This window comes from Rhodococcus koreensis (assembly GCF_900105905.1).
GTDB classification, from domain to species: domain Bacteria; phylum Actinomycetota; class Actinomycetes; order Mycobacteriales; family Mycobacteriaceae; genus Rhodococcus_F; species Rhodococcus_F koreensis.
This window is the reverse complement of sequence record NZ_FNSV01000005.1, coordinates 8871600-8893965: the sequence shown is the minus strand read 5'-3', so window position 1 is coordinate 8893965 and position 22366 is coordinate 8871600. Positions and strand designations below refer to the sequence as shown.

Sequence of the window (22366 nt, the reverse complement as noted above, 5' to 3'; positions counted from 1 at the left end):
CGGCACTCAGCAGCGTGCGTTTTCGGCGGGCATCAGCAGCGGCTCGGACGCGGCTGTTGCCGGGGCGCTCGTGATCGCCGCGACGGCGAGCGCGGCCCCGGGCGGCAGATCGGTCCGGACGATGCCGTACACCTGCTGCGACCCGGGCTGAACGCGCTCCGACACGTCGCCGCCCGCCCGCACCTCGCCCGAACAGCGGTCGTACACGTTCACCCTCCAGGTCACGGCATCGACAGTCGCCGCCGGATCGAGGTGGACGTCGATCCGGATCTCGCACGCCTGCCCGGGCCCGCACTCCCCGTTGGCGCGCGTGGCCGTGACGAGCGTGATCGGCCCGGCGCTGCCGGGAGCACCGACGTCGACGGGTGGCGGCACTCGTCCGGCATCGGTCGTAGCCGGCGTGGGCTGTTCGGCCGGGGGTTCCGGTGGCGGCGACACGGGTCGAATCTGATTCTGCTCCTCGGGATTCACCGGATTCAGGACGGCGTCCCAACCTCGCCGCAGGTCCGACCACGCCCGCGGAGCCATCCACACTGCGGCGAAAAGTATCAGGATCGCGACGAGCCCGAGGGCTCCCTGCCTCCGCGAGGGCCGTCTCTTCCTGCGATGCCACGGATTCCGGGCCGGCGGGAACCAGCCCGGCGATGCAAGGGTGGAACCGGTGTCCACCGGCGGCGGCTTCTCACCGGCCGTCCGCTCCTCCACTGTCCGGTCGTCCGGGCGCGGCCGCCCCCTGGTCGCCGCGACCAGCCGGGCGAGCTGGCAGCGTTTCCGACTCTCCTCGGCGGCATCGACGTCGGGTTCGACAGCCAGACGAACTCGCTGCAGCAGCACGTCGAGATCTGTTGTTTCGAGCAGCGATTCGTGCAACCGGCCGGGCAGTGCCGAACCGCGACAGTTCGTCGCGATGCTTCGGAACAGCCCGGTAACCTCCTCGGTCACGTCGTGGCCGGACACCGCACCGCGCGCGTACTCGATCGTGAGATGCCCGCTGTCGGACACCGTCACGTTCCGGAGACGGATGCGGTCCTGCCCCTCGCTGCGCGCCGGTTCGAGCTGATCGAGCGCATCGGCAACGAGCAGCGACGCCTGTGCCGGTGACAGTATCGCCGCCGCGAGGAGCCTTCCGAGTGCCACACCACTGACAGGGGCGGCGTGATCGGGTTGTTCGGGCGGTTCGGATCGAGCATCGGCGGGTTCGTTTCTCCTCGTGAGGAGCCCTGTCACTGCTTCGATCATCGCGCACCCCGACGCTCGGCCTCCCGCGCCGTGGGAACGAGACCGGAGCGGGCGGCGACGGACCTTGAGTTGGGCTTACCCTGTGCCGAAATCCTTTACGCCTGCGTCATTCCATTTAACTCCGGCCGATGCTCCGGCGTCCGCGAAATCGTCCCGTCCGCTTCCGCACATTCTCGTCAGCGTGCACTCGGGGGCACACCGAAGGCCTGCATCACGACCGCACCCCAGTCCCGCCATACCGGGCAGGGCACAGGATCCCGGTGGTTCAGGAACCGGATCACCTCATCGTTGAAGGCAGCGGAGGTCGGTAGAGACGAGTGCGCGGCGCGAACCGGGCAACCGTTGCGTTCGACGTCCAGGCGCCAGCCGTGCGGCATCAGCGGAAGATCGGCGGCCGACGCGATACTCAGCACGCGCACGTCCTCGGGCAGTACCTCACCGAAAACGGCCTGTGCGGTACCCGCGGTACCGAGCAGTTGGCGCGCGGCGGGTGTGTCCGGGTCGAACTGAAAGAAGACGAAGTCGATCGCGGGCACCGCCCACCGCAACAGGTCGCCGAACACCCTGCCCGGTCGGTCGACTTCCGGCGGCGGAAATCCGAGCGGGGTCTCCGGGAACACACCCACCAGGATCAGCACGTCCACCTGTGCCCGACCTGTGGCGACCGCTTCCCACGCGATCCAGCCGGCGTGCGAATGCGCGGCAACGGTCAACGGCCGCTGCAAGTTCGCCGCCTGCTCGGTGAACACGGCGACCTGTTCCTCGACGGGTCGATGGGTGTCGGCCGGTTCGTAGGGGGCGCCCGTTCGGATCGGGCAGGTGGCGTCGCGTCGGGGCTGCCCACCCCCGGTTCCGGCGTAGGAAAAGTAGTACACCTGTTCGCATTCATACCCCAGCCGCTGCACGTCGGCCCGGTGGATCGTCCCCTCCCCCGAACGCGAGTCGATGCCGGACATGACGAGCAGCGAACCAGCCTGTCGTGGTCCGGGTTCCGGATCGTCGTAGACGCGGGTCCGAACGAAGATCACCGACACGATCGTCGACGCGACGAGCACCGCGGCGAGCGCCGCGACGGGCCGCCTCAGCGGCGCACGGCCCATCGCCCACACCGTCAGTCCCGTTGCCGCTGCCGATACCGGCACGAGCAGCACGGTGAGGGCAGGCACGCGGTCGGCCAGGGCGCCCAGTGCGAGGATCGCCGCGCAATACGGCACCATCACCTCGATTCGCAGGCCCCGGCGCCACGCCCGCCCCGTGGCCGCGCGCAGGCCGGCGCCGCCCTGCCACGGCACCGGCCCGAGTATCGACACCAGCACCGCGACGAGCGCTACCGCCGGCCAGAACGCCCGCGAGTACAGCATCGCGTAGGCGGTCGCATCGGCGCACGACGCCAGCAGGACGGGACCGAACGCAGTCGCGTAGAACGCTACGGCGAAGCGGATACGCCTCGTGTCGAGTCCACCGAGCAGCCAGGCCATCAGCATGATCCGCACGGCCGACACGACGCCCAGCAGCACGATGCACTGCGACCACGAGTCGGTGCGTACCAGCAGAAGTCGCAGGTCCGCGAACTGATCCAGCGGCGGCAGCGCGACGAGGTGCAACAGTCCCGGCCACACGGGGACCACCCCGCACAGCGCCAACACGACGACCAGCACCGCGGCGGCCGCCAACGGCCACCACCGCGCCCCGCGCCGCACCCACCGGGCCATACCCTTCGCTGTACTCGCAGTCGGTGGTCGTGCACAACCCGGTCGGCCGGCCACGCAGGACTTCGTGCCGGACAACGCGATTCCAGAGCGCGACATCCGTGACCTCGGCATGACCTCCGGCGGAAGAATGAACATGACATAGCCGGGGCGTATCGGGGAGGATGATCACCTGATGGACGGTGCGGAGGTCGGAAGCCACGGGTCGCTCATGACGTTCGACCAGTTCGAGGACATCTTCCGGGTGGCCGCCAGTATCGGCGTCGTGAGGGACGACTTTCACCGATTCGACGACGTCGTCACCGGGAAACTGTACGACCTGCTGCTGGTCGCCCAGTCAGATGCAGCGGCCCAGCACCGGCACGTCATCGAACTCACCGACCTGCCGATCACCAGAGGCCTGCAGGAGAACATCGGGTTGTTCCGGGAACTCGGCCCGCACCTTCGGGTCGACCCGATCCTCGCGCGACTGGCCGCCTACCCGCCGCTCGACGGCGTCCTCGCGGTCGACACCCGATCAGGGCTCCCCGACATCACCGGCGGACTGGGCGTCGCCCTCGCGCGCACCTTCCGCATCGTCTACCCCGAGCTGAGGACCCTGCGGGCCCGGACCACGCACTGGTCGCTGGTCAGCACCCTCGTCGACCTTTATCTCTGACGTCACCGGCGGCGGGCCACTGTCCGTTCACAGCTGTGGGAACACCCCTGGGGGTGCAAACATCCACCCCCGGATGGACGGCCGACCACCCCTCTGGGGGGAGTTGGCGGGGCCCTGTAACGGCGAAGACTGGTGTCAGTCCACAAGGGACACGGAAACCCACCCCCACCACACTCAGGAGAAACGCAATGAACTCGACCAAGACACGCATCGCCGCAGCCGCCGCAACAGGCGCCGCCCTCGGACTCGGAATGTTCCTGGGCCAGAGCGCCACTGCCGTCGCCGCACCCGCGCAGTCGACGTCGCCTCAGGTCGTCTCCCCGGACTCCGGGCTCTCCCCGTACAAGGTCGAGGTCAGGGACCGTATCGGTTGCGCCAATGCATGGCCCATGGTCGCATGCGACGCCCCCGACGAGGACGTGCCCCCGCAGGTCACCCTCGTCGAGCCGGGCACCACCCTGGTCGAGCCCGGTGGCACGTCCCTCTTCGGACCCGCATCCGCGACCATCCATCAGGTCAATTACCCCCTCGAGCCCGACGACGGCGTGATCTCCCACCCGCTCGATCCCGACATGCCCTGGATGTGATGTGACGACGACCTGGAGTAGACGACTCTGGATTGATGGATCTGCAGATTCTCGGCCGCCGGAGCCAATGGCACCGGCGGCCGAGGTGTGTGCGACGACGCGTGCCGTGCGCAGCCGGAGTATTTAGAAAGACGAACCATCACTGACATCCGTCCCCGCGAGGAGGACGATGAAACAGACCGGTCTCGCTCTGATCGTGGAACGAGTCGCGTTGTCGCGGTCTTTTCGAAACGATTCACCCTCTCCGCAGTTCCCGATCGAACGTGAGGCGGCCGAGATGACGGCAGAAAACGTGTTGGGCTCGCAGACCGCCGATCAAGAATGTCAGGACTGCGGCTACGAACCGGAGCTGAAGCGAACTCTGGGCTCCTTTCAGGTGTTCGCTGTCTCGTTCGCGTTCATCTCGGTGGCGGTCGGGATCTTCGGCACCTACGACGACGTACTTCGCGACGCCGGGCCGGTGGGGATCTGGCTCTGGATCGTCGTGGCGTTGGGGCAGACCCTGGTGGCGCTGGTGATCGCCCAATTCGCGGCCCGCATCCCACTCAGCGGCTCCTCCTACCAATGGGCGTCACGGCTCGCCAACCCGAAGGTCGGCTGGTTGTTCGGATGGCTGACCTTCTGTTACCTGGCCCTCGGCGTGGTGACGGTCGACAATGCGATGGCAAGCTCCGCCCTCATGCCGCTGTTCGGCATGGAGCCCGACGAGGGCACGGCGCGCATGATCACGCTCGCCGTGGTGCTTGTCCAAGCGGTGCTCGTCGTGTTTTCCACGCGCCTCGTCGGCTTGATCACGTCGGGCGCGGTAGGGCTCGAACTGGTGATCGTCGTGGTGCTGGCGATCGGGCTCTTCGTCGCCGTGGCGCTCACGGGCGAAGGCTCGGTCGGCAATCTCACCTCCCGCGGTGTCACCGAGGGCGCCCCCAACTATTTCGCCGTCGGCGGCGGATTGATGGCTGCGACGATCATGGGGCTTGCCACCCTCGTCGGCTTCGACTCCGCGGCGAACATGGCTGAGGAGGCCAAGGATCCGTTTCGCAGCGTCCCACGCGCGATCGTGGGATCGGTCGTGGCGGCGGCGGTGCTGGGCCTGGTGTTTCTGATCGCGCTCACGATCGCGATCAAAGATGTTCCCCGGATCAGCGACAGTGACACGCCGGTGGCGGCGATCCTGCGCGATCAGCTGGGTCCGGTGATGGAGAGGACACTGCTGGTCGCGATCGCGTTCGCCTTCTTCGGCGCGGGAATGGTGACCTTGGCGACCTGCTCGCGGATGGTGTTCGCGATGTCGCGCGACGCGCGTTTCCCCGCTCACCGGCTGATGCGCCGGGTCAATCCGCGCACGCAGACACCCATTCCGGCGACCATCTTGATCGTCGTCGTGGGGGTCGTCCTGATGGCCGCGCTGCCTGGCGGCGCACTGCTGGAGTTGCTCACGGTGGGAACGGTCATCTCGGCGGTCCTCTACGGCGGGATAATCGTCCTGTATCTCGCGGTCCGCAAACGATTGGATCGTAGGGCGGGCGCGTTCGATCTCGGGCGCTTCGAACTGCCGATCGCAATCGGTGCACTGGTGTGGTCGGCCTTCGTGGTGTTCGTGATCGTGTCGCCCTCGAGTGCGTTGACCTCCATACTGATTGCGATCGGGTTGCTCCTCGCCGGCGGGGTGTATTTCGCCTATCTGTTGATATTCAAACGCGAGGTACTGGACACCGAGCCCGGAGACGCCGATGTCTTCGCGCACTGACCGAGGTATGACGCCTCTGACCGCCGCCACCGTGCTCACCGGTGACGTGGTGCGTCCGGGCGATTCCGGGTACGAGCAAGCGCGGGTCGGCTGGAACCGCCTGTATTCCCGCTACCCCGAGGCCATCGTGTTCTGCTGCGACACGCAGGACGTGGTCAACGCGGTCTGCTGGGCCCGAGAAGAAGGCATCGCCCTCCGTGCCCGCAGCGGACGCCACAGCCTCGAGGGGTGGTCATCACTCGATGGCGGCCTCGTGATCGACGTCAGCCGGATGAAGAACATCGAGATCGACGAATCGGCGGGTACGGCGACGGTGGGAACGGGTCTGACGCAGATGGAGACGGTCGCGGCGCTCGGACAACACGGCTTCGCCGTTCCGACCGGCTCGGAGGGCGGTGTCGGACTCGGCGGAGTGATTCTCGGGGGTGGCTTCGGACTATTGACCCGCAGCATGGGCATGGCCTGTGACAACCTGCTCGCCGCGGAGGTCGTGGTTGCCGACGGCGCGCGCTCGGCGAAGGTCGTGGAGGCCAGCGAGCACAGCAACTCCGACCTGCTGTGGGCGTGCCGCGGTGGGGGCGGCGGCAACTTCGGGATCGCGACGTCCTACACGTTGAAGCTGCACGAGCTGTCTGACGTCACATTCCTGGTCGCGAAGTGGACCGGTCACGGCGACCTGGGTGACCTACTTCGAGCATGGCAGCGCGAGGCGCCGGTCGCCGACGAGCGGCTGACGAGCGCACTCGAGGTAGATTCCACCGCGGTCGAGCTGTCTGCACTGTTGCACGGCTGTTCGCGGCAAGAACTCGAGGACCAACTGCGCTCGCTGTTGACGATCGGCAGTCCCGAGGTGACGGTGACGGAGGGTGCCTGGCCGACCGTGTACGGCGACGTGGACAGGGGTCCGAACGACGTCGCCTTCTGGAAGTTCTACTCCCAGTTCGTCACCCGCCCGTTCCCCGATGAGGCGATCGACCTGATCGTCCGCTTCATGGACAACACACCCAGCCCGCCGAGCAACTTCTTCTGCTCGAGCTTCGGCGGGGCCGTGCGGCACGCGCCGCCAGGGGGATCCGCGTTCCCGCACCGCGACGCGCTGTTCTACTGCGAGCCGGGCGCGGCGTGGAACGACCCCGCCCTGAACTCGGTGGCGCTGGGCTGGGCCTCCGACTTCTGGCGCGCGCTGCGCCCCTACGGCGACGGCGCGTATGTCAACGTGCCGAACGCGTCCGCGTCGGACTGGGAGCGCGAGTACTACGGCTCCCACCGCGAGCGGTTGCGCGAGGTCAAGGCCACCTACGACCCGGAGAACGTGTTCACCTTCGAGCAGAGCGTGCCCCCGTCGCCTTGCTGACCCGTCGCGAGCCCTACGCTGTGGCGATGGCGGTCAACCGAAGTCGCAAGGCCAGAGGAGCCCGTAAACGCAAGCGTCGGATGGACAGTGTCGAGCACGACCTCACCGACGAGCAGTGGAGTGCGCTCACCGAGGCGTGGGGCGGCTGCGCGTATTGCGGTGCGACCGACAAGCCGCTGCAACGCGACTGCGTACAGGCACTGTCGCGCGGCGGGCGGTACACCCTCGACAACATCGCCCCGGCCTGCGGCTCCTGCAACGCCAGCAAATGCAACGACGAGGTCACCGGCTGGCTGCGGCGCAAGCGGCTCGACGAGCGCGCCTTCCTGCTGCGTCACATCGAGATCAAGACAGCACTCGCGTTGCGGTTCCCCGCGTAACCACCGGCAACGACCGCAGCTGCTATTTGGTGCCGAAGATGCGGTCGCCTGCGTCGCCGATGCCGGGCAGGATGTAGCCGTGCTCGTCGAGTTGGCGGTCGACGGCGGCGGTGTAGATCGGCACATCGGGATGCGCCTTGTCCAGCGCGGCAACGCCTTCCGGACAGGTCAGCAGGCACACGAATTTGATGGATTTGGGACCGCACTCCTTCAGCCGCTCCACCGCCGCCACCGCTGAATTGCCGGTGGCCAGCAGCGGATCGACCACTACCACGTCGCGCTCGTGCAGGTCGCCGGGCATCTTGAAGTAGTACTCGACCGCCACGAGGGTCTTCGGATCGCGGTACAGACCGATATGCCCCACCCGCGCACCCGGCACGATCGTCAGCATGCCGTCCAGGATGCCGGTACCCGCGCGCAGAATGGAGACGAAGACCAGCTTCTTCCCGTCGATGACCCTGCCGGTCGTGACCTCGAGCGGCGTCTCGATCTCGACCTCCTGCATCGGAATGTCGCGCAGCACCTCATACGTCATCAGCGCGGAGATCTCGTTCGCCAGGCGCCGAAAGCTGTTGGTGGAGGCATCCTTACGGCGCATCATCGTGAGCTTGTGCTGCACCAGAGGGTGGTCGATCAGGTGTACTGTCCCCATGTGTCCGTCCTCGTTTCGTTCTAGAAGACCGTGCCGTCGCTGACGACGGAGAGCGGAGGCAGCCCGCCTCGCGTGCGCTGTGCCAGCGCACGGCCCGCCGCCCAGGTGCCGCCCTCGAGGACGCAGGCCAGCGGCATCTCCCGGGCATCCAGACCCAGGCGTGCGCGCACCAGCGGGGCCAGTTCGTCCAGCAGCGCGACCGTCAATGCGCGCCACTCGACGACCAGTTCGTCGCCCGCCGCCCAGCTGCACACAGCCCAGTCGGGGTCGCGCAGGCGCAGCGCGCCGGTGTCCAGCAGCAGGCCGCCGTTGCGGTATTCGGGCAGGCCCGTCAACGCGTCCAGCCCCACCACCTGCACACCGGCCCACTGGAAAGGCTCGAGCAACGAATAGGTCAGCCACTGCGACAGTTTGTGGAACGGCACCCAGCCCCGGGTCAGACCCGCACCGTCCACTGCCTCGTGAGGCCAGCAGTCGCCCAACGGTTCGGCGCCGATGGCGTTGCCCGCCGGCCAGATGCCCGACAGCGACGTCAGCAGCTGCGACAGGATGTCGTGGGCCGCCACCGTCGACGCGGCCGGCCCCTGCGGCGCAACCAGTAGGTCGAACAGTCCACCCGGCCGGCCGTGCGGACCGAACACGTCGGGTTGCGCGGCGAGCGCCTCGCCCAGTCGGCGCAGCAACAGCACGCGACCGTCGAGTCCCACCAACGGATTCGACGGACCCACCTGGAACGCCTCGGCCAGCCGGTCCGCGTCCAGGCCACGAAGTCCGGCCGCGTCGACCTGCAGCGGCCGCGTCACGTCGCTCGAGAACAGTCCGCCCAAGAAGGCGTGCCAACTCGCGACGCCCAGACCCTCGGAACGGGCGAAGTGCTGTCCGCTCGCCGCCTCGCGGTATCGCCAGTCGGGACCGGCGCCGGCATCGAGCAGCACGCTGACAACGGCGAGGTCGATCATGGCGCGGGCGCGGCCCGGCGCGTCCAGCGCGGCCAGGCGCGCGTCCAGCCCGGCCTTTCGCTCCACTCCGCCGGCCTCGAAATGGCGCCACCGGCTGTGGTAGGGAATCTTCAGGTCCGGATAGCGGGCACGCGTGACGTCCACGACCTCGCCCGCGGCCGTATGCAGCGCGCCGTCGTCCACGCCGAACCAGCGTGAACCGTCCTCGCGCGCGCGACGCAGCAGCAGTTGCGCGCGTTCCCGCACGGCGGACGTGGTGCGCAGGGCCGCGGCCGCACCCTCGGCCCGCCCGACGTCCAGTGCGGGACCGACGCCGGTCACGCTCATTCGTCCAACTCCCGCCCCTTGACCTTCGCCAACTCTTCGGCGTCCGGCACCGCGCCCGGGGTGAAGTAGCCGGCCGCCATCTTCGCGTCGATCTCCACGCGCGCGTCGGCCGGAATCAGGTCGGCGGGGAGGTCCACCCGCTCCCCGACCTCGATCCCAGACCCGGTGATGGCGTCGTACTTCATGTTGCTCATGGAGACCAGGCGGTGGATCTTTCGGACGCCGAGCCAGTGCAGCACGTCGGGCATCATTTCCTGGAAGCGCATGTCCTGCACGCCTGCCACGCATTCGGTGCGGGCGAAGTACTGGTCGGCAGTGTCGCCGCCCACCTGGCGCTTACGGGCGTTGTAGACCAGGAATTTGGTCACCTCGCCCAGCGCGCGGCCTTCCTTGCGCGAGTAGGCCACCAGGCCGACACCGCCACGCTGCGCACCCTGGATACATTCCTCGATCGCATGTGTGAGGTACGGACGGCACGTACAGATGTCGGAGCCGAACACGTCCGAGCCGTTGCACTCGTCGTGCACCCGCGCGGTCAGTTCCACCGCGGGATCGGCCAGGTCTCGCGCGTCACCGAAGATGTACACGGTCTGCCCGCCGATCGGAGGCAGGAACACCTCGAGATCCGAACGCGTCACGAGCTCCGGGTACATGCCGCCGGTCTCCTCGAACAGCACGCGCCGCAGATCCGTCTCGCTGCAGTGGAAGCGCTCCGCCACACCCGGCAGATGCCAGACGGGCTCGATCGCCGCCTTGGTGACCAGCGCAGCACCGCTGGGCAGCAGGAAACGGCCGTCCGGGTGCAGCCGACCTTTCTGGATCGCCTCCATGATCTCCGGCAGGATCACGTGTGCCTTCGTCACGGCGATGCTGGGCCGGATGTCGTGCCCCGCCGCCAACTCGGCCGCGAAGACCTCGGCGACCGTGGCACCCCACGGGTCCAGGCTCACGATCTTGCCGGGCTCGCTCCACTGCGGATACGGGCCGATGGCGTTGGTGGGCGCGGTGTTGGTGAGGTCGGCCTTGTGGTGGCGCGACAGTGCACCCGACGCGACCGCCAGAGCCCGGTAGATGCTGTACGAGCCGCTGTGCGTCCCGATCACGTTGCGGTGGGCGCGATTGGTGGTGGTGCCGACCACCGGACCGCGCTCGGACGCCGTGGGTGCGCCCCAGTTGACCGGAATAGCCCCGACGCCGCCACTGTGGGACGTCAATCGGATGTGGCCGGCGGGGTTTTCGGGCGTCGCGGCAACGGGTTCAGCGGACATGACATTCCTCCGTCAAGGAAGGCCCGGCGGCACGGCATGCCTCCGGAACGTGTCTCCGGCGCCGGATGCTGCCTGCGACCGGAAACCGAAGCATAACCACTCTTCAGCCACAATGTCGTGCGGCGAATGCGCCGAGCGTTCAAGCCGCGCACATGCCTCCGATAGTGTCGCCGTGGTGACGAAGAATCGAGCGCGCGCCGTGGACCTGCGAACCCAGGACGAGGCGGACGACGTCTTCGCGTGTGGAGGCGCGTTGCAGGCAACCGCGCCGTCGCGTGCACACGATCACGCCGCGGCCCGCGCCGGCCGGCCGGATGTGCTCGACTTCGTCGAGGCCGACAACGAGGGCAGGCTGGCGAATCTCGTCCCGCTGCGGATCGGGCGGATGATCGCCTCGCCGTTCGCCTTCTTCCGCGGCGCCGCCGGTCTGATGGCGGCCGACCTCGCCGCCTCTCCGGTCACCGGATTGACGGCGCAGCTGTGCGGTGACGCGCATGCGGCGAACTTCGGCCTGTACGGGACGCCGGACGGTCACATTGTCATGGACATCAATGACTTCGACGAGACGCTCCCCGGTCCGTGGGAATGGGATCTCAAGCGCCTCGCCGCCAGCCTGGTACTCGCCGGACGCGAAGGCGGTGTGACCGAAAGCGGGTGCGCCGAGGCCGCCGAAGACGCCGTCAGGTCGTATCGACGCACCATCCGCGATCTCGCCGAACTTCCGTTCCTCCAGTCCTGGAATGCGCTGCCCGACAAGTCGGTGCTTGCGCGAGCGAAGGCCGACGCTCTGCTCGACGACTTCGACAAGGCCGCGCAGAAAGCGCGACGCAACACCAGCGAGAAGGTGGCGGCGAAATGGACCGCCCACATCGAGAACCACGAGACCGGGATCCGCAGGCGACGGTTCATCGACGATCCGCCGATCCTCACCCACGTGGATCGCGCGACCGCCGATGCGGTGACCGACGGGCTGGAACGCTATGTCGAGTCGCTTCGGGAGTCGCGACGGAACCTGATCACCCGATTCGCCGTGTCCGACGTCGCCTTCCGGATCGTCGGAACCGGCAGCGTGGGTCTGCGCAGCTATATCGCCCTGCTGCACGGCAATCGGGACGAGGTGCTCGTACTTCAACTGAAACAGGCCCGGCCGTCCGCACTGGCGGCATACCTGCCGGTCGACGAACCGAAGCACGAGGGCAAGCGGATCGTGCACGGCGCCCGGCTGGTGCAAGCGGAATCGGACATCCTCCTGGGCTGGACGACCATCGACGGCCTCCCCTACATCGTGCGGCAGTTCCGAAACCTCAAAGGCGACATCGATCCAACCGGTCTCGAGCAGGATCATCTCGATGACTACGGCCGCCTGGCCGGCGCCCTGCTCGCGCGTGCACATACCCGCTCCCTCGATCCGCGGGCGCTCGCCGGATACTTCGCCGGCGACACGGAACTGGACGAGGCGATCGGACGGTATGCCGTCCGCTACGCCGATCAGACCGAAGCCGACCACGCAGTGCTGGTGGCCGCCGTGAAATCGGGGCGGATCGCCGCCGAACCGGTCTGATCCGGCACGACCAGCTCGATCGTCGTGGGCCGAGACAGATCGCCACTCCCCGAGATACGACGCGCGGTTGCGCCTCGTATCCACCCGAGCCGGAATGCCTCGGATTCGTGAGTGTGAGTGGCGACCTGTTTCGTCGCAATCAGAAACCTACCTCGCCCCTCCGACACGAATCTCCCGGCCGGACTCTGCAGCGGCGGACCGCCGTCGCCGCCAGCTGAACCACCGGAGGGACAAGGCGAGCACTCGCGGCACGACGAAATAGACCGCGGTGGGAACGACGACCCCGGTCAGCGACAAGGCTCGAAGCCAGGTCGGCCAGGCGGCAGCGATCGGGCCCGACAGCGTCATGACGGTCATGCCCAGTGTGACGAGCGGGAAGATCGAGACCCAGGTGACGGCGACCCGCAGGTGGATGGACGGCACCGACACGACGTCCCGGACAGGCCGGCCCGCACGCTTGCGGCGCGGCTTTGTCACCGCCGGGGCGAGTTGCTCGACCACTGCGGATGCGAGAGCGAGAGATTCCATCCTGAGGCAGCCCTTCCGAAACTCCAACTATTCAGTTGCACTTGGAGCGTAAAGCGTGGCGAAGCAACTTGCAACCAAACAGTTGGAGTTTGTCGTAGGATTCACCGGTGGCGTGGGATACCGAACGAACCAAGCGACTCCTCCTCGAGGCCGGCGCCGAGGAGTTCAGTGCGTTCGGCCTGGCCGGCGGCCGAGTCGACCGGATCGCCGCGAAGGCAGGCGTGAACAAAGAGCGCATCTACCAGTACTTCGGTAAGAAGGAGGCGTTCTTCAGCGCCGTCGTCGAGAGTGAACTGACGGCGTCACTCGCCGCCGTCGAACTGTCCGGAGACGGAGTGTCCGCCGTCGCCGACTACGCCGGCCGTCGATTCGACTACCAGCGCACGCACCCGGCCTTCACCCGCCTGCTGTTCTGGGAAGGCCTCGAACTCGAGGAACCGGTAGCCGAGGAAACCCGTCGGAAGCACGCGCAGGCGCTGGTTGCGGGAGCACGGAAAGCCACCGACCTTTCCGTGGCCGACGCCCAGGAACTCCTCATCACGGTGATCACACTGGTCGACGGTTGGGTCACGCTCCAGACCGCGGACCGGCTGTTCTCGCCACCTCGTTCTCGCCGCGACGACCGGGATTCACGAAGACGCGAATTCATCGTGATGACCGTCGAAGCCGCCACCCACGCAGCGATCGCCCGGACCGATCGGACCTGACCCATTGCGGTGCACCGGAGCGGATCGAGCTGGCAAGGTCTAGTCATGGCATTCGGGTGGCGGTCGGTCGCTGCGGAGTGGCCGCTGGTGATACCACCCGTCGCGGTTGCGGTGCTGGGCCTGACGTGGGGCCGCCACATCGGCACAGTGCTAGCGCTCGCCGTCGCGGTGGTCCTGGTCGGTGCGGTGCTCGCGGCGGTTCATCACGCCGAGGTGGTTGCGCACAAGGTCGGTGAGCCGTTCGGATCGCTGATTCTCGCGGTCGCCGTCACCGTCATCGAGGTCGGACTGATCGTGACGTTGATGATCTCGGGTGGTCCGGCGACGGCGTCGCTGGCCCGCGACACCGTGTTCGCGGCGGTGATGATCACCGTCAACGGCATCGCCGGGTTGTCGCTGCTCGTCGGCTCACGAAGGTACGGAGTCGCGCTGTTCAATGCGGAGGGAACCGGCGCAGCACTGGCGACGGTGGCATCACTCGCGACGTTGAGTCTGGTGCTGCCGACCTTTACGACGAGTCGGCCGGGTCCCGAATTCTCCTCGGCCCAATTGGTATTCGCGGCGGTGGCGTCGCTGGTGCTGTACGGGATGTTCGTCCTCACTCAGACCGGCCCGCACCGGCACTTCTTCCTGCCGGTCATCGCCGATGAACCGGAAACCGGCGACCGGAACTCCGCACCCCCGACCGGCAGGATGGCCGGGATGAGCCTCGCCCTGCTGGTGGTGGCGCTGTGCGCAGTCGTGGGGTTGGCGAAGGTGGAATCACCCGCGATCGAGGATGCGGTCGAGGATGCCGGATTGCCACAATCCATCGTCGGTGTGGTCATCGCGCTGCTCGTGCTTCTGCCGGAAACCCTCGCCGCGGTGCGGGCGGCGCAGCGAAACCGGATCCAGATCAGCTTGAACCTGGCCTTCGGATCCGCGATGGCCAGCATCGGCTTGACCATCCCCGCCATCGCCGTCGCGTCCATCTGGCTGGACGGGCCGCTTCTGCTCGGCCTCGGTCCGACCCAGGTCGTGCTGCTCGCGATCACCGTGGTGGTGGGCATGCTGACGGTGGTACCCGGCCGCGCCACCCGACTCCAGGGCGGCGTCCACCTGGTGCTGTTGGCCGCGTACGTGTTTCTCTCCGTCAACCCTTGAGCGCGGTCCGCTACCTCGCCGCCCGTGGAGACGTCACCAGCGCGCCCGCCGGATTCGCGTTCGGGTAAGTTTCCGCGCATGAGAACCGCATCGTGGGTCAGCGCGGCGACTGCGGTGTTGCTCGGCGCCACCGCTGCCGCAGCGTGGAGGAAAGCGAGTCTTGCCGATCAGGCCAGGCGCGAAGCGGAGGTCGCACTGGATGCGGCGCTCGAGCAACTCGAAGCGATGACCCGGATCGCCGAAGCCGCGCAGCAAGCGCTCCCACGGCCGCTGGAAGTCGAGTTCGACGTCCAGCGCATCCGTGGTCCCGTCGACCGATTCCGGCTCCGCAACGTCGGAACGGGAATCGCCACCAACGTGCGATTCGTCGTCGATCCCGCCGAGGAGCAGAATCGGCGGGTCCCGACGCCGCAGTGGCTGGATGAAGTCGCGGTGACGCTGCTGCCGAAGGAGTGGGCCGATTTCTCCGCGAGCGCGCTGTCTCCCGTCGCCGGCTCGTGGCGAATCGTGTTTCCGGCCTTTGTCACCGTGATTCACGACGAGGCCGGGACTCCGCGACGATTGGACCTGCCGACGGCCGTCGTCACCGAGGACGGCGTGATCGGCTGACTGCCCGACACCAGCACCCGGCGAGACGCGATCGAACGTTCACTGCCCTAGCCGGTCCTCGACCAGGTCGAACCAGTCGAGCACTGCGCGCTCGTACACGATCCCGAAGTCGAGGGTAGCCATCGCGAATCGGTTGGATCCGTGCACGGCGGCGTCACGCTCGTACTCGGCGAGCTGACTCTCGTGGGCCGCGCGGTGCGAGTCCAGCATCGCGGCCAATCGCTCGGGCGGAAGGTGCGCGCCGAACGCGACGGTGAGAAGCAACGGGTAGCGAATGTTCTCCTGGCCGGGTTCTCGCTCGATCCATTCCGCGAACGCCCGGCGACCCTCGTCGGTGAGCGTGTAGGGCTTGCGTTCGCGGGCACCGCGCTCCCCCGCCTCGATCAAACCGGCACGCTCCATTGCCGCGAGTTCTCGATAGACCTGGCTGGTCGTGATCGACCAGAACTTGCCGATGCGTTCCTGCGCGGTCACCACCAGATCCCATCCGGTCTTGGAACCCTCGTGCAGGAACCCGAGGAGCGACGCCGCAGTGGCGTTGAGGGGGCGTTCGTCCATCTCGCGGTCCTTCGCTCGATCGGGGGTTGACATTCCACTGTGTCATATCGATCATGGTCATCAGCGACATTCCACAGTGGAACGTCATCGCCAAGGAGGGTCCGATGCAATACGCGGACAACATCCGGATATCCGATTCCGAACGCGACCAGGTCGTCGGTGAACTCGGGCGGCACCTCACCGCCGGGCGGCTGACCATCGTGGAGTTCGACCAGCGGGTGGCAGAGGTCTATCGATCGACCACCCGGCAGCAGGCGCATCAGGTGTTGCGCGATCTACCGTCCGCAGCCTCAGCAGTTGCCACTGCCCCGGTCGCGACACCACCCAACCGTCCCGCGCGTCGCCGCATCCCGGGTCACCAGCAGATCGAGTGGCTCGCCTGGGCCGTCGCGGGCGGAATCAATTTCGCGATCTGGGGCATCATCTCGCTCGCTACCGGGATGATGATCTACTTCTGGCCGGTGTGGGTGATAGGCCCATGGGGGTTGGTGCTACTGGGCCGGACCCTGCTCGGCCGCGAGAGCGGGTGCAGCAAATTGACCGACGCTCTGCGCGACGACCGGATGAGAGCCGTCGCGAGTCGGTGAGCCGCTGCCCGCACCCGTCCCGCTCAGCCGAACTGCGTCACCCGGTGAAACGCGTGGTCCAGAGTCGGATCGTCTCATCGGCGGCACCGCGCTCCCTCAGCCACCCGTGCACACCGCCCGGGTGCGCATCCCAGCGGTCGAGGACACCCTCGATCGCCTCGGGGACGGCACCGCGCAGATCGCGGTCGTTGGGATGCGCCTGACCGAGTTCAGGGGCGAAACGGGTAATGCGCGCCAGGACGGCAGCCATGTGTTGGTTGGTCGATTCGTAGTCGGCAACGATGCGCTCGGGTTCGACTCCGGCGGTGCGCAACAGCAAGGCAACCGCGACCCCGGTGCGATCCTTGCCGGCCGCGCAGTGCAGCAGCACCGGGCCGGGCGCGGTGGCCGCCACTTGCAGGACGTCCACGAGTCGCTCCGCCGCATTCGCGAGGATGCCCTGGTAGATGTCGGCGAGCCTCGCCCCCTGATTCGGCGCGGCGACCTCGGCGTCTGACAGCAGGGAGATCTGGTGCACCACCGTCTCGGCCGACCGCAGCGGGTGCTCCCGGGTCGCGAACTCGCGGGGGCTGCGGAGGTCGACGACGGTGCGGACAGGCCATTCGTCGACCGCGGTGGGGCGGGCGTCGCCCGGCGCGGGCAGTGCGCTGCGATACAGCACTCCGGTCCGCGTCCGACCGCCCTCGGCAACGGGAAGTCCGCCGAGGTCACGCAGGTTGGGGAGTACGTCGAGGTCGGTCACTGTCATATGAGCTTCTTTCCGATGGAGGAGGCGCTGCGGTCGAGTCGCCGGGTCGGTTCCACAACGATGTCGACGGAGCTGGTGCCGAATATTCATCTATACAACTAGCCTAAACCACGATGCCGGACAACCGGCTGGTGAATGCATCTGGCCTGCAAAGACGGGCATCACTCGCGAGACTTGCCATCGATGGGTCCTCTAGACTTACGGAATGCCGAGCAAAACGCCGACTGGTCGGGTGCCGCTCTACCGGCAGGTGCAGGACGTCTTGTTGCAGCGACTCGACGGTGGCACGTTGCAGCCGGGAGACCGGTTGCCGCCCGAGACCGACCTTGCGGCCGAACTCCGCGTCAACCGGCTCACGGTGCGGCAGGCGATCGGCGAACTGACCCGGGCCGGGCGGCTGGTCGCCAAGCAGGGGTCCGGCACGTTCGTCGCCCCGCCGCCCCGGCACTTCCCCATCGAACTCGCCGCCCGTTTCATCAACGATGCCGACGGTCTCAGCGAGGCGTTCAGGTCGGTGGGCCGAGAACTGACCGAGTCACTCGTCTCGAGCGAGATCGTCCTCGGCGGCAGTGCACCGCGAGTAGAGGAGTATCTGCCGGGATGCCGGTTGCGCCGCGTCGACACGGTGCTCGCGGTCGACGGTGAGCCGTGGTTCGCGAACTCGGTCTGGATGGACGACCGCCGGTTCGCCGACATCGACGGGCACCTGCGTGACGGCGTGCCGCTGTACACCGTGTGGCGTGACGTCTACGGCGTTCGACTGAAGGCCGCGTGGCGTTCATTCGCCGCGGGCGCTGCGTCTCCGCAGGTAGCAGCACTGCTCGGGGTACCGCCGGGTGCGGCGGTCCTTTTTCGCGACGGCCTGAATCTCGACGAGGACGAAGCCCCCACCGTGTACATCCACCGCGCGTGTCGCAGCGACCGGGTGCGGTTCGTCGCGAACTACGCCGCGCAAGACTGACCGGGTATATCCGGAGCGCGGGTCGGCCAAACCTCGACGCTGTGACCAGGCCAAACATTCCCGGGCGCCGACCGGGCAGGGGCGGCGCGGACCAGAAATAGGTATACCCCCCGGTGATTCGGCCGATGTGTCCCACACCCCGCATGGGCGACGATGTGAGCTGTCTCACTCATAAGCACGGAGTCGCCCGATGGTCCGACGCCGCCACTGACGGAGGATGCCCGCACCGATGAACGCACAACCGATGACCTGCGGTGACTACGTCACGGCCACCTTCGCCCGCGACTTCGTCGCCGACGGGTTCGACCACGACACTGTCGAGCGCATCCACCGCGGGCTGTTCGACGAGTGGACACACGCCCTCGCCCAATCGGGCCTGTTCAGCAACGGAACAGTCGCGGACGCCCTGGACTCCTGGCAGGACGACCCGCACTCGCTCCTCAGCGCCCTGCTCGCCAACGCGGACGAAATCACTCTCAAGCGCTACGACCTCGTCTGGGAAGCCCTGGAACGAAGCGCTCACGCCGGGTCGGCCGACGCCGTCGTCGAATACGCATGACCCGCCCGCCGGCGGCAATGTCACCGCGAAGTCCACCCCGGCCGGGCCCGACCCCACCGCTGCACCGACCACACCACCCACACCGACGAACGAGACCATGAGCACCAACACTTATCCCACCATCGAAACCATCCGCATCGGGCAGTACGGCCACGAATGCCGCTACTGCGGGCACGCCGTCGCGAAGGACGGCCCGGGCTACCGGCACACCACGACCGGGCAGTTCCGCTGCGATCCCACCAGTCGAGCGCTGCAGGAAGCGCGACTGTCGGACAGCCTGGTTCGGAGCTGAGCACGATGAACGTGCACGCGATGCAGTTGCTCCCGCCGCGCGACGGCCTCGCCGACTACCGCGACGCGGTCGATGCGCTGGCCGCCCTCGAAACCCAGGGACCCCTGCGGGCCGACCCCCGCACGGCATTGCTGTTCGACAGCCTCACCGACGACCTCATCGAGGCCGCTCAAACGAACGGCCTGGGTGACACGATTTCACAGCGCGACATCGTCGCCATGATCGATTCCGCGATCTCCCGCCCGCGCCCGTCACTCTGAATCGGCCGAGCCAGAAGCGCGCTGCCGGGCGCACCCATTCGATTCATGGGGCCCGGGTTGGGCGGTGACGATCAACTCGATGCCGCTCCCCCGCCTGATGGTGTTGTAGATCGGGCAGGAGGCCGCGAACTTCGCAGCCAAAGCGTCCGCCGTCGACTGGTCGACGCCGCGAATATCGATGCGCACTTCCGTGAACTCGTATCGAGTCGGGTCGGCGGAACCCCGTCGATGGGACGCGTGCACCTCGATGTGGGTGACGGGGATGTCGTCGGCCTCCGCGTTCGACTGGATGTTCGCCATCGCGCACGACGTGACGGCGGCCAAGAGCAGTTCGCCTGCCTGAATGGCCTCGGCCGGGCCGAACCTCGAATCCGAGACGAGGTGGTTCTCACGTGCATCGAGGATGAAGCGCCCCGGCGTCCCGGCGACGGTATGCCCGAACACCTGCGCGACGTCCGAAGTCACCGCGACGTCCGCAGTCACCGTGAGGCCTCGGTCGCTCGACGTACCCGGTTGGCCCACTCCCCACTCTGCACACGAGGGAGCCCGAGATTCTCGCGGAGCGTGCTCCCCTCGTACTCGCTGCGGAACAGTCCTCGTTTCTGCAACTCGGGAACGACCTGCCGGGTGAAGTCCTCGAATCCGCCGGGTTGATACGGCGCCTGCACCATGAAGCCGTCGCACGCTCCCTGCCGGAACCATTCCTCGAGCCCGTCGGCGACTTCTGTCGCGGTGCCGATGAACCCACCCTCGACACGGCCCCCGTAACGCTTTCCGAGTTCGCGCAGCGTGAGCCCTTCGCGCTCGGTCATCTCCTTGACCTCCTGGTAGTGGCCCTCGACGCCGGGAACTTCGACGTCGGGAAGCCGCTCGTCGAGCGGGAAGGTCGAGAGGTCCACATCCAAGTGGTATGCGAGCGTGGACAGACCCCCGAGGGGCGGTACGAGGTCGAAGAGTTCCTCGAACGTCTGCTGCGCGATCGCGGACGTCGCCCCGACGACGGGCGCGACGGACGGGAGGATCTTCACGCCATCCGGGTTGCGACCGTGCGTCGCCGCCCGTTCCTTGATCTCCGTGTAGAAGTCCCGGGCGGACTCGAGTGACGCGTGGCTGCAGAAGATCACATCGGACCAGCGTGCTGCGAAGTCCTTGCCCTTGGCGGACGCACCGGCCTGGATCACCACGGGGTAGCCCTGCGGTGGCCGGGGTACGTTCAGCGGTCCCTGCACCGTGAACCAGTCGCCCTTGTGGCGAATCGGGTGCACACGATCCGGATCCGCGAACAACGGCTGTTCGGTGTCGAGGACGAGAGCGTCGTCCTCCCAGCTGTCCCAGAGCTTGCCCGCGACCTCGAGGAACTCGTCCGCGCGCTCGTAGCGCTGATCACGGGGAAACTGCTCGTCCCGGTTGAAGTTTCGCGCCTCCGACTCCTGGAACGAGGTCACCACGTTCCAGGCGGCGCGTCCCTCCGTCAGATGGTCCAGTGTGGCGAAGGACCGCGCGACCGTGAACGGCTGCGCATACGTGGTGGAAACCGTGGCGGCGAGGCCGAGGTGCGAGGTGACCGCACCCATCGAAGACAGGACGTGCAGCGGGTCCAGTCGCATCGAACCGAGGGCACCGTTACGCAACTGGGAGTCGGGGCTGCCGCCGAACCGGTCGGGCACCGACAGGATGTCAGCGAAGAATGCAAGGTCGAAACGAGCATCTTCGAGCGTACGAGCGATGTTCTGGTAGTAGCCGGCGCTGAGCCAGCCGGGAACCGACCCCGGGAACCGCCAACCGCCGGGCCTGCCGGGGCCGGCGGTGACGAAAGCGGCCAGATGCATGAGAGAGGGAGACATGTGTGGTGATACCTACTTTGCAAGAGCCTGAGTGATGACGGACTTGATCGAGTCGAACCGCGAATCCTGCAACCAGGTTGTGACGTCGACGCGCTCCGGATACACGCCGAGTTCGTGAAAGTTGTCCGCCAGGTCCTGGGTTCCGTTGATCGCCGCCGCATCGACGGCAGTGAATTCTCCGGCGCCGGAGTAGGACAGGCGCTTCGCCTTCACCAGGTCGAGATACACCTTCTCCTCGAGATCACTGTTCCCGAAACCACCCAGCTCGGCAAATGCGGCTACCGCGACCTCGGGATTGCCGTCGATCCAGCGCTGCGCATCACGCACGTTCCGGACCAGTGTGGCCGCGGTATCCGGGTGATTGAATGCGAAGTCCTCACTTGCGACGAAGAAGGCGTAGTCGTAGGTCTTCACGTCAGGCAGCGCGACCGCGTTGTGTTTGCGCTTGGCCAACTCGATGGTGGGCTGCCAACTGATCCACGCGTCGACCTTGCCCTCCGCGAAGGCCGCTTCCGCGTCCGCAGCGGGAAGATTGACGTATTCGACGTCTTCGAGTGTGAGGCCCACCGATTCCAGGTACTTCACCAAGCTGTACGTCCCGGTGGTGCCGCGATGATCCGCGACCTTGCGTCCTCGCAGATCTGCACCCGACTTGATGTCCGATCCCTGCGGAACGAGGATGTCCACCTCGTTGGCCGGAAGTGGATACGCGACCAGCGGAACGATCGGTACGCCACCACCGATCGCGTAGATCACCGCAGTGGCGGTGGCGAAGGAGAAGTCGACACTTCCGGACTTGACGGCTTCCATGACCGGAAGGGAGGCCGGGAATCCCGACGGCCACTGGACAGGGACTCCAAGATCCTTGGCGAGGTCGAATCCGCCGAGATTGTTGCGCAGGATGGTGCCGGGCTCTGCCTTCCCGTCGCCGATCAATGCGTATCGCACCTCGGTCAAGGGACCGCCGGCGGAGCCGGAAGCCGATGCGCCGCAACCAGTCAGCGAGAGAGCGGAGAGGCCGAGGACTCCGGCGCCTGCCGCCTTGAGGAATCCTCGCCGATCGAGGGCGCGCAATTGTGAAGGGACGCGGGGTGACATGAGGGGTGAAGACCTTTCGGTGAGACTGGGG

24 protein-coding genes and 1 pseudogene are annotated in these 22366 nt (G+C 67.2%); 14 read left to right on the top strand and 11 right to left on the bottom strand.

Features of this window, described 5'->3' with window-relative positions:
- Window positions 1-6: 6 nt before the first annotated feature.
- Together BLV94_RS45235 and BLV94_RS45230 are read right to left on the bottom strand one after the other, a co-directional pair.
- Window positions 7-1137 (bottom strand): hypothetical protein, encoded by a 1131-nt coding sequence (locus tag BLV94_RS45235; RefSeq protein WP_241031224.1) that lies wholly within the window; start codon window positions 1135-1137, stop codon window positions 7-9.
- Between the two features lie 278 nt (window positions 1138-1415).
- The gene (locus tag BLV94_RS45230; RefSeq protein ID WP_083395876.1) at window positions 1416-2951 is read right to left on the bottom strand and encodes a hypothetical protein; all 1536 of its coding nucleotides are present in this window, start codon (window positions 2949-2951) and stop codon (window positions 1416-1418) included.
- 172 nt (window positions 2952-3123) lie between these two features.
- On the opposite strand from BLV94_RS45230, the gene BLV94_RS45225 reads away from it, so the two are divergent.
- From BLV94_RS45225 to BLV94_RS45205, 5 genes and pseudogenes are all read left to right on the top strand, one after another.
- Window positions 3124-3606 (top strand): DUF1931 family protein, encoded by a 483-nt coding sequence (locus BLV94_RS45225; protein ID WP_072943382.1) that lies wholly within the window; start codon window positions 3124-3126, stop codon window positions 3604-3606.
- 188 nt (window positions 3607-3794) lie between these two features.
- Window positions 3795-4193 carry a hypothetical protein gene (locus BLV94_RS45220; RefSeq protein WP_072943381.1) on the top strand — a complete coding sequence of 133 codons (399 nt, stop codon included), beginning with the start codon at window positions 3795-3797 and terminating at the stop codon, window positions 4191-4193.
- A gap of 277 nt (window positions 4194-4470) precedes the next feature.
- Complete coding sequence (locus tag BLV94_RS45215; protein ID WP_072943490.1) at window positions 4471-5940, top strand: APC family permease; 1470 nt, start codon at window positions 4471-4473, stop codon at window positions 5938-5940.
- A 7-nt stretch (window positions 5941-5947) separates the two neighbouring features.
- Window positions 5948-7361: pseudogene (locus BLV94_RS45210) on the top strand (FAD-binding oxidoreductase).
- 13 nt (window positions 7362-7374) lie between these two features.
- Window positions 7375-7674 carry an HNH endonuclease gene (locus BLV94_RS45205; protein ID WP_083395875.1) on the top strand — a complete coding sequence of 100 codons (300 nt, stop codon included), beginning with the start codon at window positions 7375-7377 and terminating at the stop codon, window positions 7672-7674.
- A gap of 22 nt (window positions 7675-7696) precedes the next feature.
- Here the strand turns inward: BLV94_RS45205 and upp are convergent, their stop codons facing one another.
- The 3 genes from upp to BLV94_RS45190 are packed head-to-tail and all read right to left on the bottom strand — an operon-like array spanning window position 7697 to window position 10880.
- Window positions 7697-8326 (bottom strand): uracil phosphoribosyltransferase, encoded by a 630-nt coding sequence (upp, locus tag BLV94_RS45200; protein ID WP_072943378.1) that lies wholly within the window; start codon window positions 8324-8326, stop codon window positions 7697-7699.
- 20 nt (window positions 8327-8346) lie between these two features.
- A complete protein-coding gene (locus BLV94_RS45195) occupies window positions 8347-9612 on the bottom strand; it encodes a URC4/urg3 family protein (RefSeq protein ID WP_072943377.1) in 1266 nt (421 codons plus the stop codon).
- Entirely contained in the window at window positions 9609-10880 is a 1272-nt protein-coding gene (locus BLV94_RS45190; protein WP_072943375.1) for a GTP cyclohydrolase II, read from the bottom strand. Before BLV94_RS45190 ends, BLV94_RS45195 begins: the two co-directional genes overlap by 4 nt.
- Before the next feature lie 175 nt (window positions 10881-11055).
- Between BLV94_RS45190 and BLV94_RS45185 the strand changes: the two genes are divergently transcribed.
- Window positions 11056-12441: a DUF2252 domain-containing protein gene (locus BLV94_RS45185; RefSeq protein WP_072943489.1), complete on the top strand. Its 1386-nt coding sequence runs from the start codon at window positions 11056-11058 to the stop codon at window positions 12439-12441.
- A gap of 147 nt (window positions 12442-12588) precedes the next feature.
- On the opposite strand, the gene BLV94_RS45180 is transcribed toward BLV94_RS45185, so the two are convergent.
- Entirely contained in the window at window positions 12589-12969 is a 381-nt protein-coding gene (locus tag BLV94_RS45180) for a putative antibiotic biosynthesis monooxygenase (protein ID WP_072943374.1), read from the bottom strand.
- A 107-nt stretch (window positions 12970-13076) separates the two neighbouring features.
- Here BLV94_RS45180 and BLV94_RS45175 point away from each other — a divergent pair, with 107 nt between their 5' ends.
- The 3 genes from BLV94_RS45175 to BLV94_RS45165 all read left to right on the top strand — a co-directional run bounded on the left by BLV94_RS45175 (window position 13077) and on the right by BLV94_RS45165 (window position 15428).
- The gene (locus tag BLV94_RS45175; RefSeq protein ID WP_072943372.1) at window positions 13077-13676 is read left to right on the top strand and encodes a TetR/AcrR family transcriptional regulator; all 600 of its coding nucleotides are present in this window, start codon (window positions 13077-13079) and stop codon (window positions 13674-13676) included.
- 45 nt (window positions 13677-13721) lie between these two features.
- Window positions 13722-14819, top strand: a complete 1098-nt coding sequence (locus BLV94_RS45170; protein WP_072943370.1) for a calcium:cation antiporter — start codon at window positions 13722-13724, stop codon at window positions 14817-14819.
- Window positions 14820-14897: 78 nt separating this feature from the next.
- On the top strand, window positions 14898-15428 hold the full coding sequence (locus BLV94_RS45165; RefSeq protein WP_072943368.1) for a hypothetical protein: 531 nt from the start codon (window positions 14898-14900) through the stop codon (window positions 15426-15428).
- Window positions 15429-15467: 39 nt separating this feature from the next.
- On the opposite strand, the gene BLV94_RS45160 is transcribed toward BLV94_RS45165, so the two are convergent.
- Entirely contained in the window at window positions 15468-15986 is a 519-nt protein-coding gene (locus BLV94_RS45160) for a PadR family transcriptional regulator (protein WP_072943488.1), read from the bottom strand.
- Window positions 15987-16090: 104 nt separating this feature from the next.
- Between BLV94_RS45160 and BLV94_RS45155 the strand changes: the two genes are divergently transcribed.
- Entirely contained in the window at window positions 16091-16573 is a 483-nt protein-coding gene (locus BLV94_RS45155; protein WP_074933972.1) for a DUF1707 SHOCT-like domain-containing protein, read from the top strand.
- Between the two features lie 37 nt (window positions 16574-16610).
- Here BLV94_RS45155 and BLV94_RS45150 read toward each other — a convergent pair whose 3' ends face one another.
- The gene (locus BLV94_RS45150; RefSeq protein ID WP_083395874.1) at window positions 16611-17321 is read right to left on the bottom strand and encodes a tyrosine-protein phosphatase; all 711 of its coding nucleotides are present in this window, start codon (window positions 17319-17321) and stop codon (window positions 16611-16613) included.
- Between the two features lie 205 nt (window positions 17322-17526).
- Here BLV94_RS45150 and BLV94_RS45145 point away from each other — a divergent pair, with 205 nt between their 5' ends.
- From BLV94_RS45145 to BLV94_RS45130, 4 genes are all read left to right on the top strand, one after another.
- The gene (locus tag BLV94_RS45145) at window positions 17527-18282 is read left to right on the top strand and encodes a GntR family transcriptional regulator (protein WP_072943340.1); all 756 of its coding nucleotides are present in this window, start codon (window positions 17527-17529) and stop codon (window positions 18280-18282) included.
- 229 nt (window positions 18283-18511) lie between these two features.
- Window positions 18512-18841, top strand: a complete 330-nt coding sequence (locus tag BLV94_RS45140; RefSeq protein WP_072943339.1) for a hypothetical protein — start codon at window positions 18512-18514, stop codon at window positions 18839-18841.
- A gap of 97 nt (window positions 18842-18938) precedes the next feature.
- Window positions 18939-19133, top strand: coding sequence for a hypothetical protein (locus tag BLV94_RS45135; RefSeq protein ID WP_043824059.1), 195 nt, complete (start codon window positions 18939-18941; stop codon window positions 19131-19133).
- A gap of 5 nt (window positions 19134-19138) precedes the next feature.
- Window positions 19139-19393: a hypothetical protein gene (locus BLV94_RS45130; RefSeq protein WP_072943337.1), complete on the top strand. Its 255-nt coding sequence runs from the start codon at window positions 19139-19141 to the stop codon at window positions 19391-19393.
- Here the strand turns inward: BLV94_RS45130 and BLV94_RS45125 are convergent.
- Genes BLV94_RS45125 through BLV94_RS45115 form a run of 3 tightly spaced genes read right to left on the bottom strand, consistent with a single transcriptional unit; the run spans window position 19385 to window position 22335 of the window.
- Window positions 19385-19876, bottom strand: coding sequence for an OsmC family protein (locus BLV94_RS45125; RefSeq protein ID WP_244163816.1), 492 nt, complete (start codon window positions 19874-19876; stop codon window positions 19385-19387). The genes BLV94_RS45130 and BLV94_RS45125 overlap by 9 nt on opposite strands.
- The gene (locus tag BLV94_RS45120; protein ID WP_072943336.1) at window positions 19873-21237 is read right to left on the bottom strand and encodes an LLM class flavin-dependent oxidoreductase; all 1365 of its coding nucleotides are present in this window, start codon (window positions 21235-21237) and stop codon (window positions 19873-19875) included. The genes BLV94_RS45125 and BLV94_RS45120 overlap by 4 nt, the downstream gene beginning before the upstream one ends.
- A 12-nt stretch (window positions 21238-21249) precedes the next feature.
- Window positions 21250-22335: an NrtA/SsuA/CpmA family ABC transporter substrate-binding protein gene (locus tag BLV94_RS45115; protein WP_072943334.1), complete on the bottom strand. Its 1086-nt coding sequence runs from the start codon at window positions 22333-22335 to the stop codon at window positions 21250-21252.
- Window positions 22336-22366 lie beyond the last annotated feature (31 nt).

What these genes read in the sequence shown, in the direction of transcription:
- BLV94_RS45230 (WP_083395876.1), bottom strand. Translation starts at nt 2,951, where the DNA reads ATGGCCCGGTGGGTGCGGCGCGGGGCGCGGTGGTGGCCGTTGGCGGCC.
- BLV94_RS45225 (WP_072943382.1), top strand. Translation starts at nt 3,124, where the DNA reads ATGGACGGTGCGGAGGTCGGAAGCCACGGGTCGCTCATGACGTTCGAC.
- BLV94_RS45220 (WP_072943381.1), top strand. Translation starts at nt 3,795, where the DNA reads ATGAACTCGACCAAGACACGCATCGCCGCAGCCGCCGCAACAGGCGCC.
- BLV94_RS45215 (WP_072943490.1), top strand. Translation starts at nt 4,471, where the DNA reads ATGACGGCAGAAAACGTGTTGGGCTCGCAGACCGCCGATCAAGAATGT.
- BLV94_RS45205 (WP_083395875.1), top strand. Translation starts at nt 7,375, where the DNA reads ATGGACAGTGTCGAGCACGACCTCACCGACGAGCAGTGGAGTGCGCTC.
- upp (WP_072943378.1), bottom strand. Translation starts at nt 8,326, where the DNA reads ATGGGGACAGTACACCTGATCGACCACCCTCTGGTGCAGCACAAGCTC.
- BLV94_RS45195 (WP_072943377.1), bottom strand. Translation starts at nt 9,612, where the DNA reads ATGAGCGTGACCGGCGTCGGTCCCGCACTGGACGTCGGGCGGGCCGAG.
- BLV94_RS45190 (WP_072943375.1), bottom strand. Translation starts at nt 10,880, where the DNA reads ATGTCCGCTGAACCCGTTGCCGCGACGCCCGAAAACCCCGCCGGCCAC.
- BLV94_RS45180 (WP_072943374.1), bottom strand. Translation starts at nt 12,969, where the DNA reads ATGGAATCTCTCGCTCTCGCATCCGCAGTGGTCGAGCAACTCGCCCCG.
- BLV94_RS45170 (WP_072943370.1), top strand. Translation starts at nt 13,722, where the DNA reads ATGGCATTCGGGTGGCGGTCGGTCGCTGCGGAGTGGCCGCTGGTGATA.
- BLV94_RS45165 (WP_072943368.1), top strand. Translation starts at nt 14,898, where the DNA reads ATGAGAACCGCATCGTGGGTCAGCGCGGCGACTGCGGTGTTGCTCGGC.
- BLV94_RS45160 (WP_072943488.1), bottom strand. Translation starts at nt 15,986, where the DNA reads ATGGACGAACGCCCCCTCAACGCCACTGCGGCGTCGCTCCTCGGGTTC.
- BLV94_RS45155 (WP_074933972.1), top strand. Translation starts at nt 16,091, where the DNA reads ATGCAATACGCGGACAACATCCGGATATCCGATTCCGAACGCGACCAG.
- BLV94_RS45150 (WP_083395874.1), bottom strand. Translation starts at nt 17,321, where the DNA reads ATGACAGTGACCGACCTCGACGTACTCCCCAACCTGCGTGACCTCGGC.
- BLV94_RS45145 (WP_072943340.1), top strand. Translation starts at nt 17,527, where the DNA reads ATGCCGAGCAAAACGCCGACTGGTCGGGTGCCGCTCTACCGGCAGGTG.
- BLV94_RS45140 (WP_072943339.1), top strand. Translation starts at nt 18,512, where the DNA reads ATGAACGCACAACCGATGACCTGCGGTGACTACGTCACGGCCACCTTC.
- BLV94_RS45135 (WP_043824059.1), top strand. Translation starts at nt 18,939, where the DNA reads ATGAGCACCAACACTTATCCCACCATCGAAACCATCCGCATCGGGCAG.
- BLV94_RS45130 (WP_072943337.1), top strand. Translation starts at nt 19,139, where the DNA reads ATGAACGTGCACGCGATGCAGTTGCTCCCGCCGCGCGACGGCCTCGCC.
- BLV94_RS45120 (WP_072943336.1), bottom strand. Translation starts at nt 21,237, where the DNA reads ATGTCTCCCTCTCTCATGCATCTGGCCGCTTTCGTCACCGCCGGCCCC.
- BLV94_RS45115 (WP_072943334.1), bottom strand. Translation starts at nt 22,335, where the DNA reads ATGTCACCCCGCGTCCCTTCACAATTGCGCGCCCTCGATCGGCGAGGA.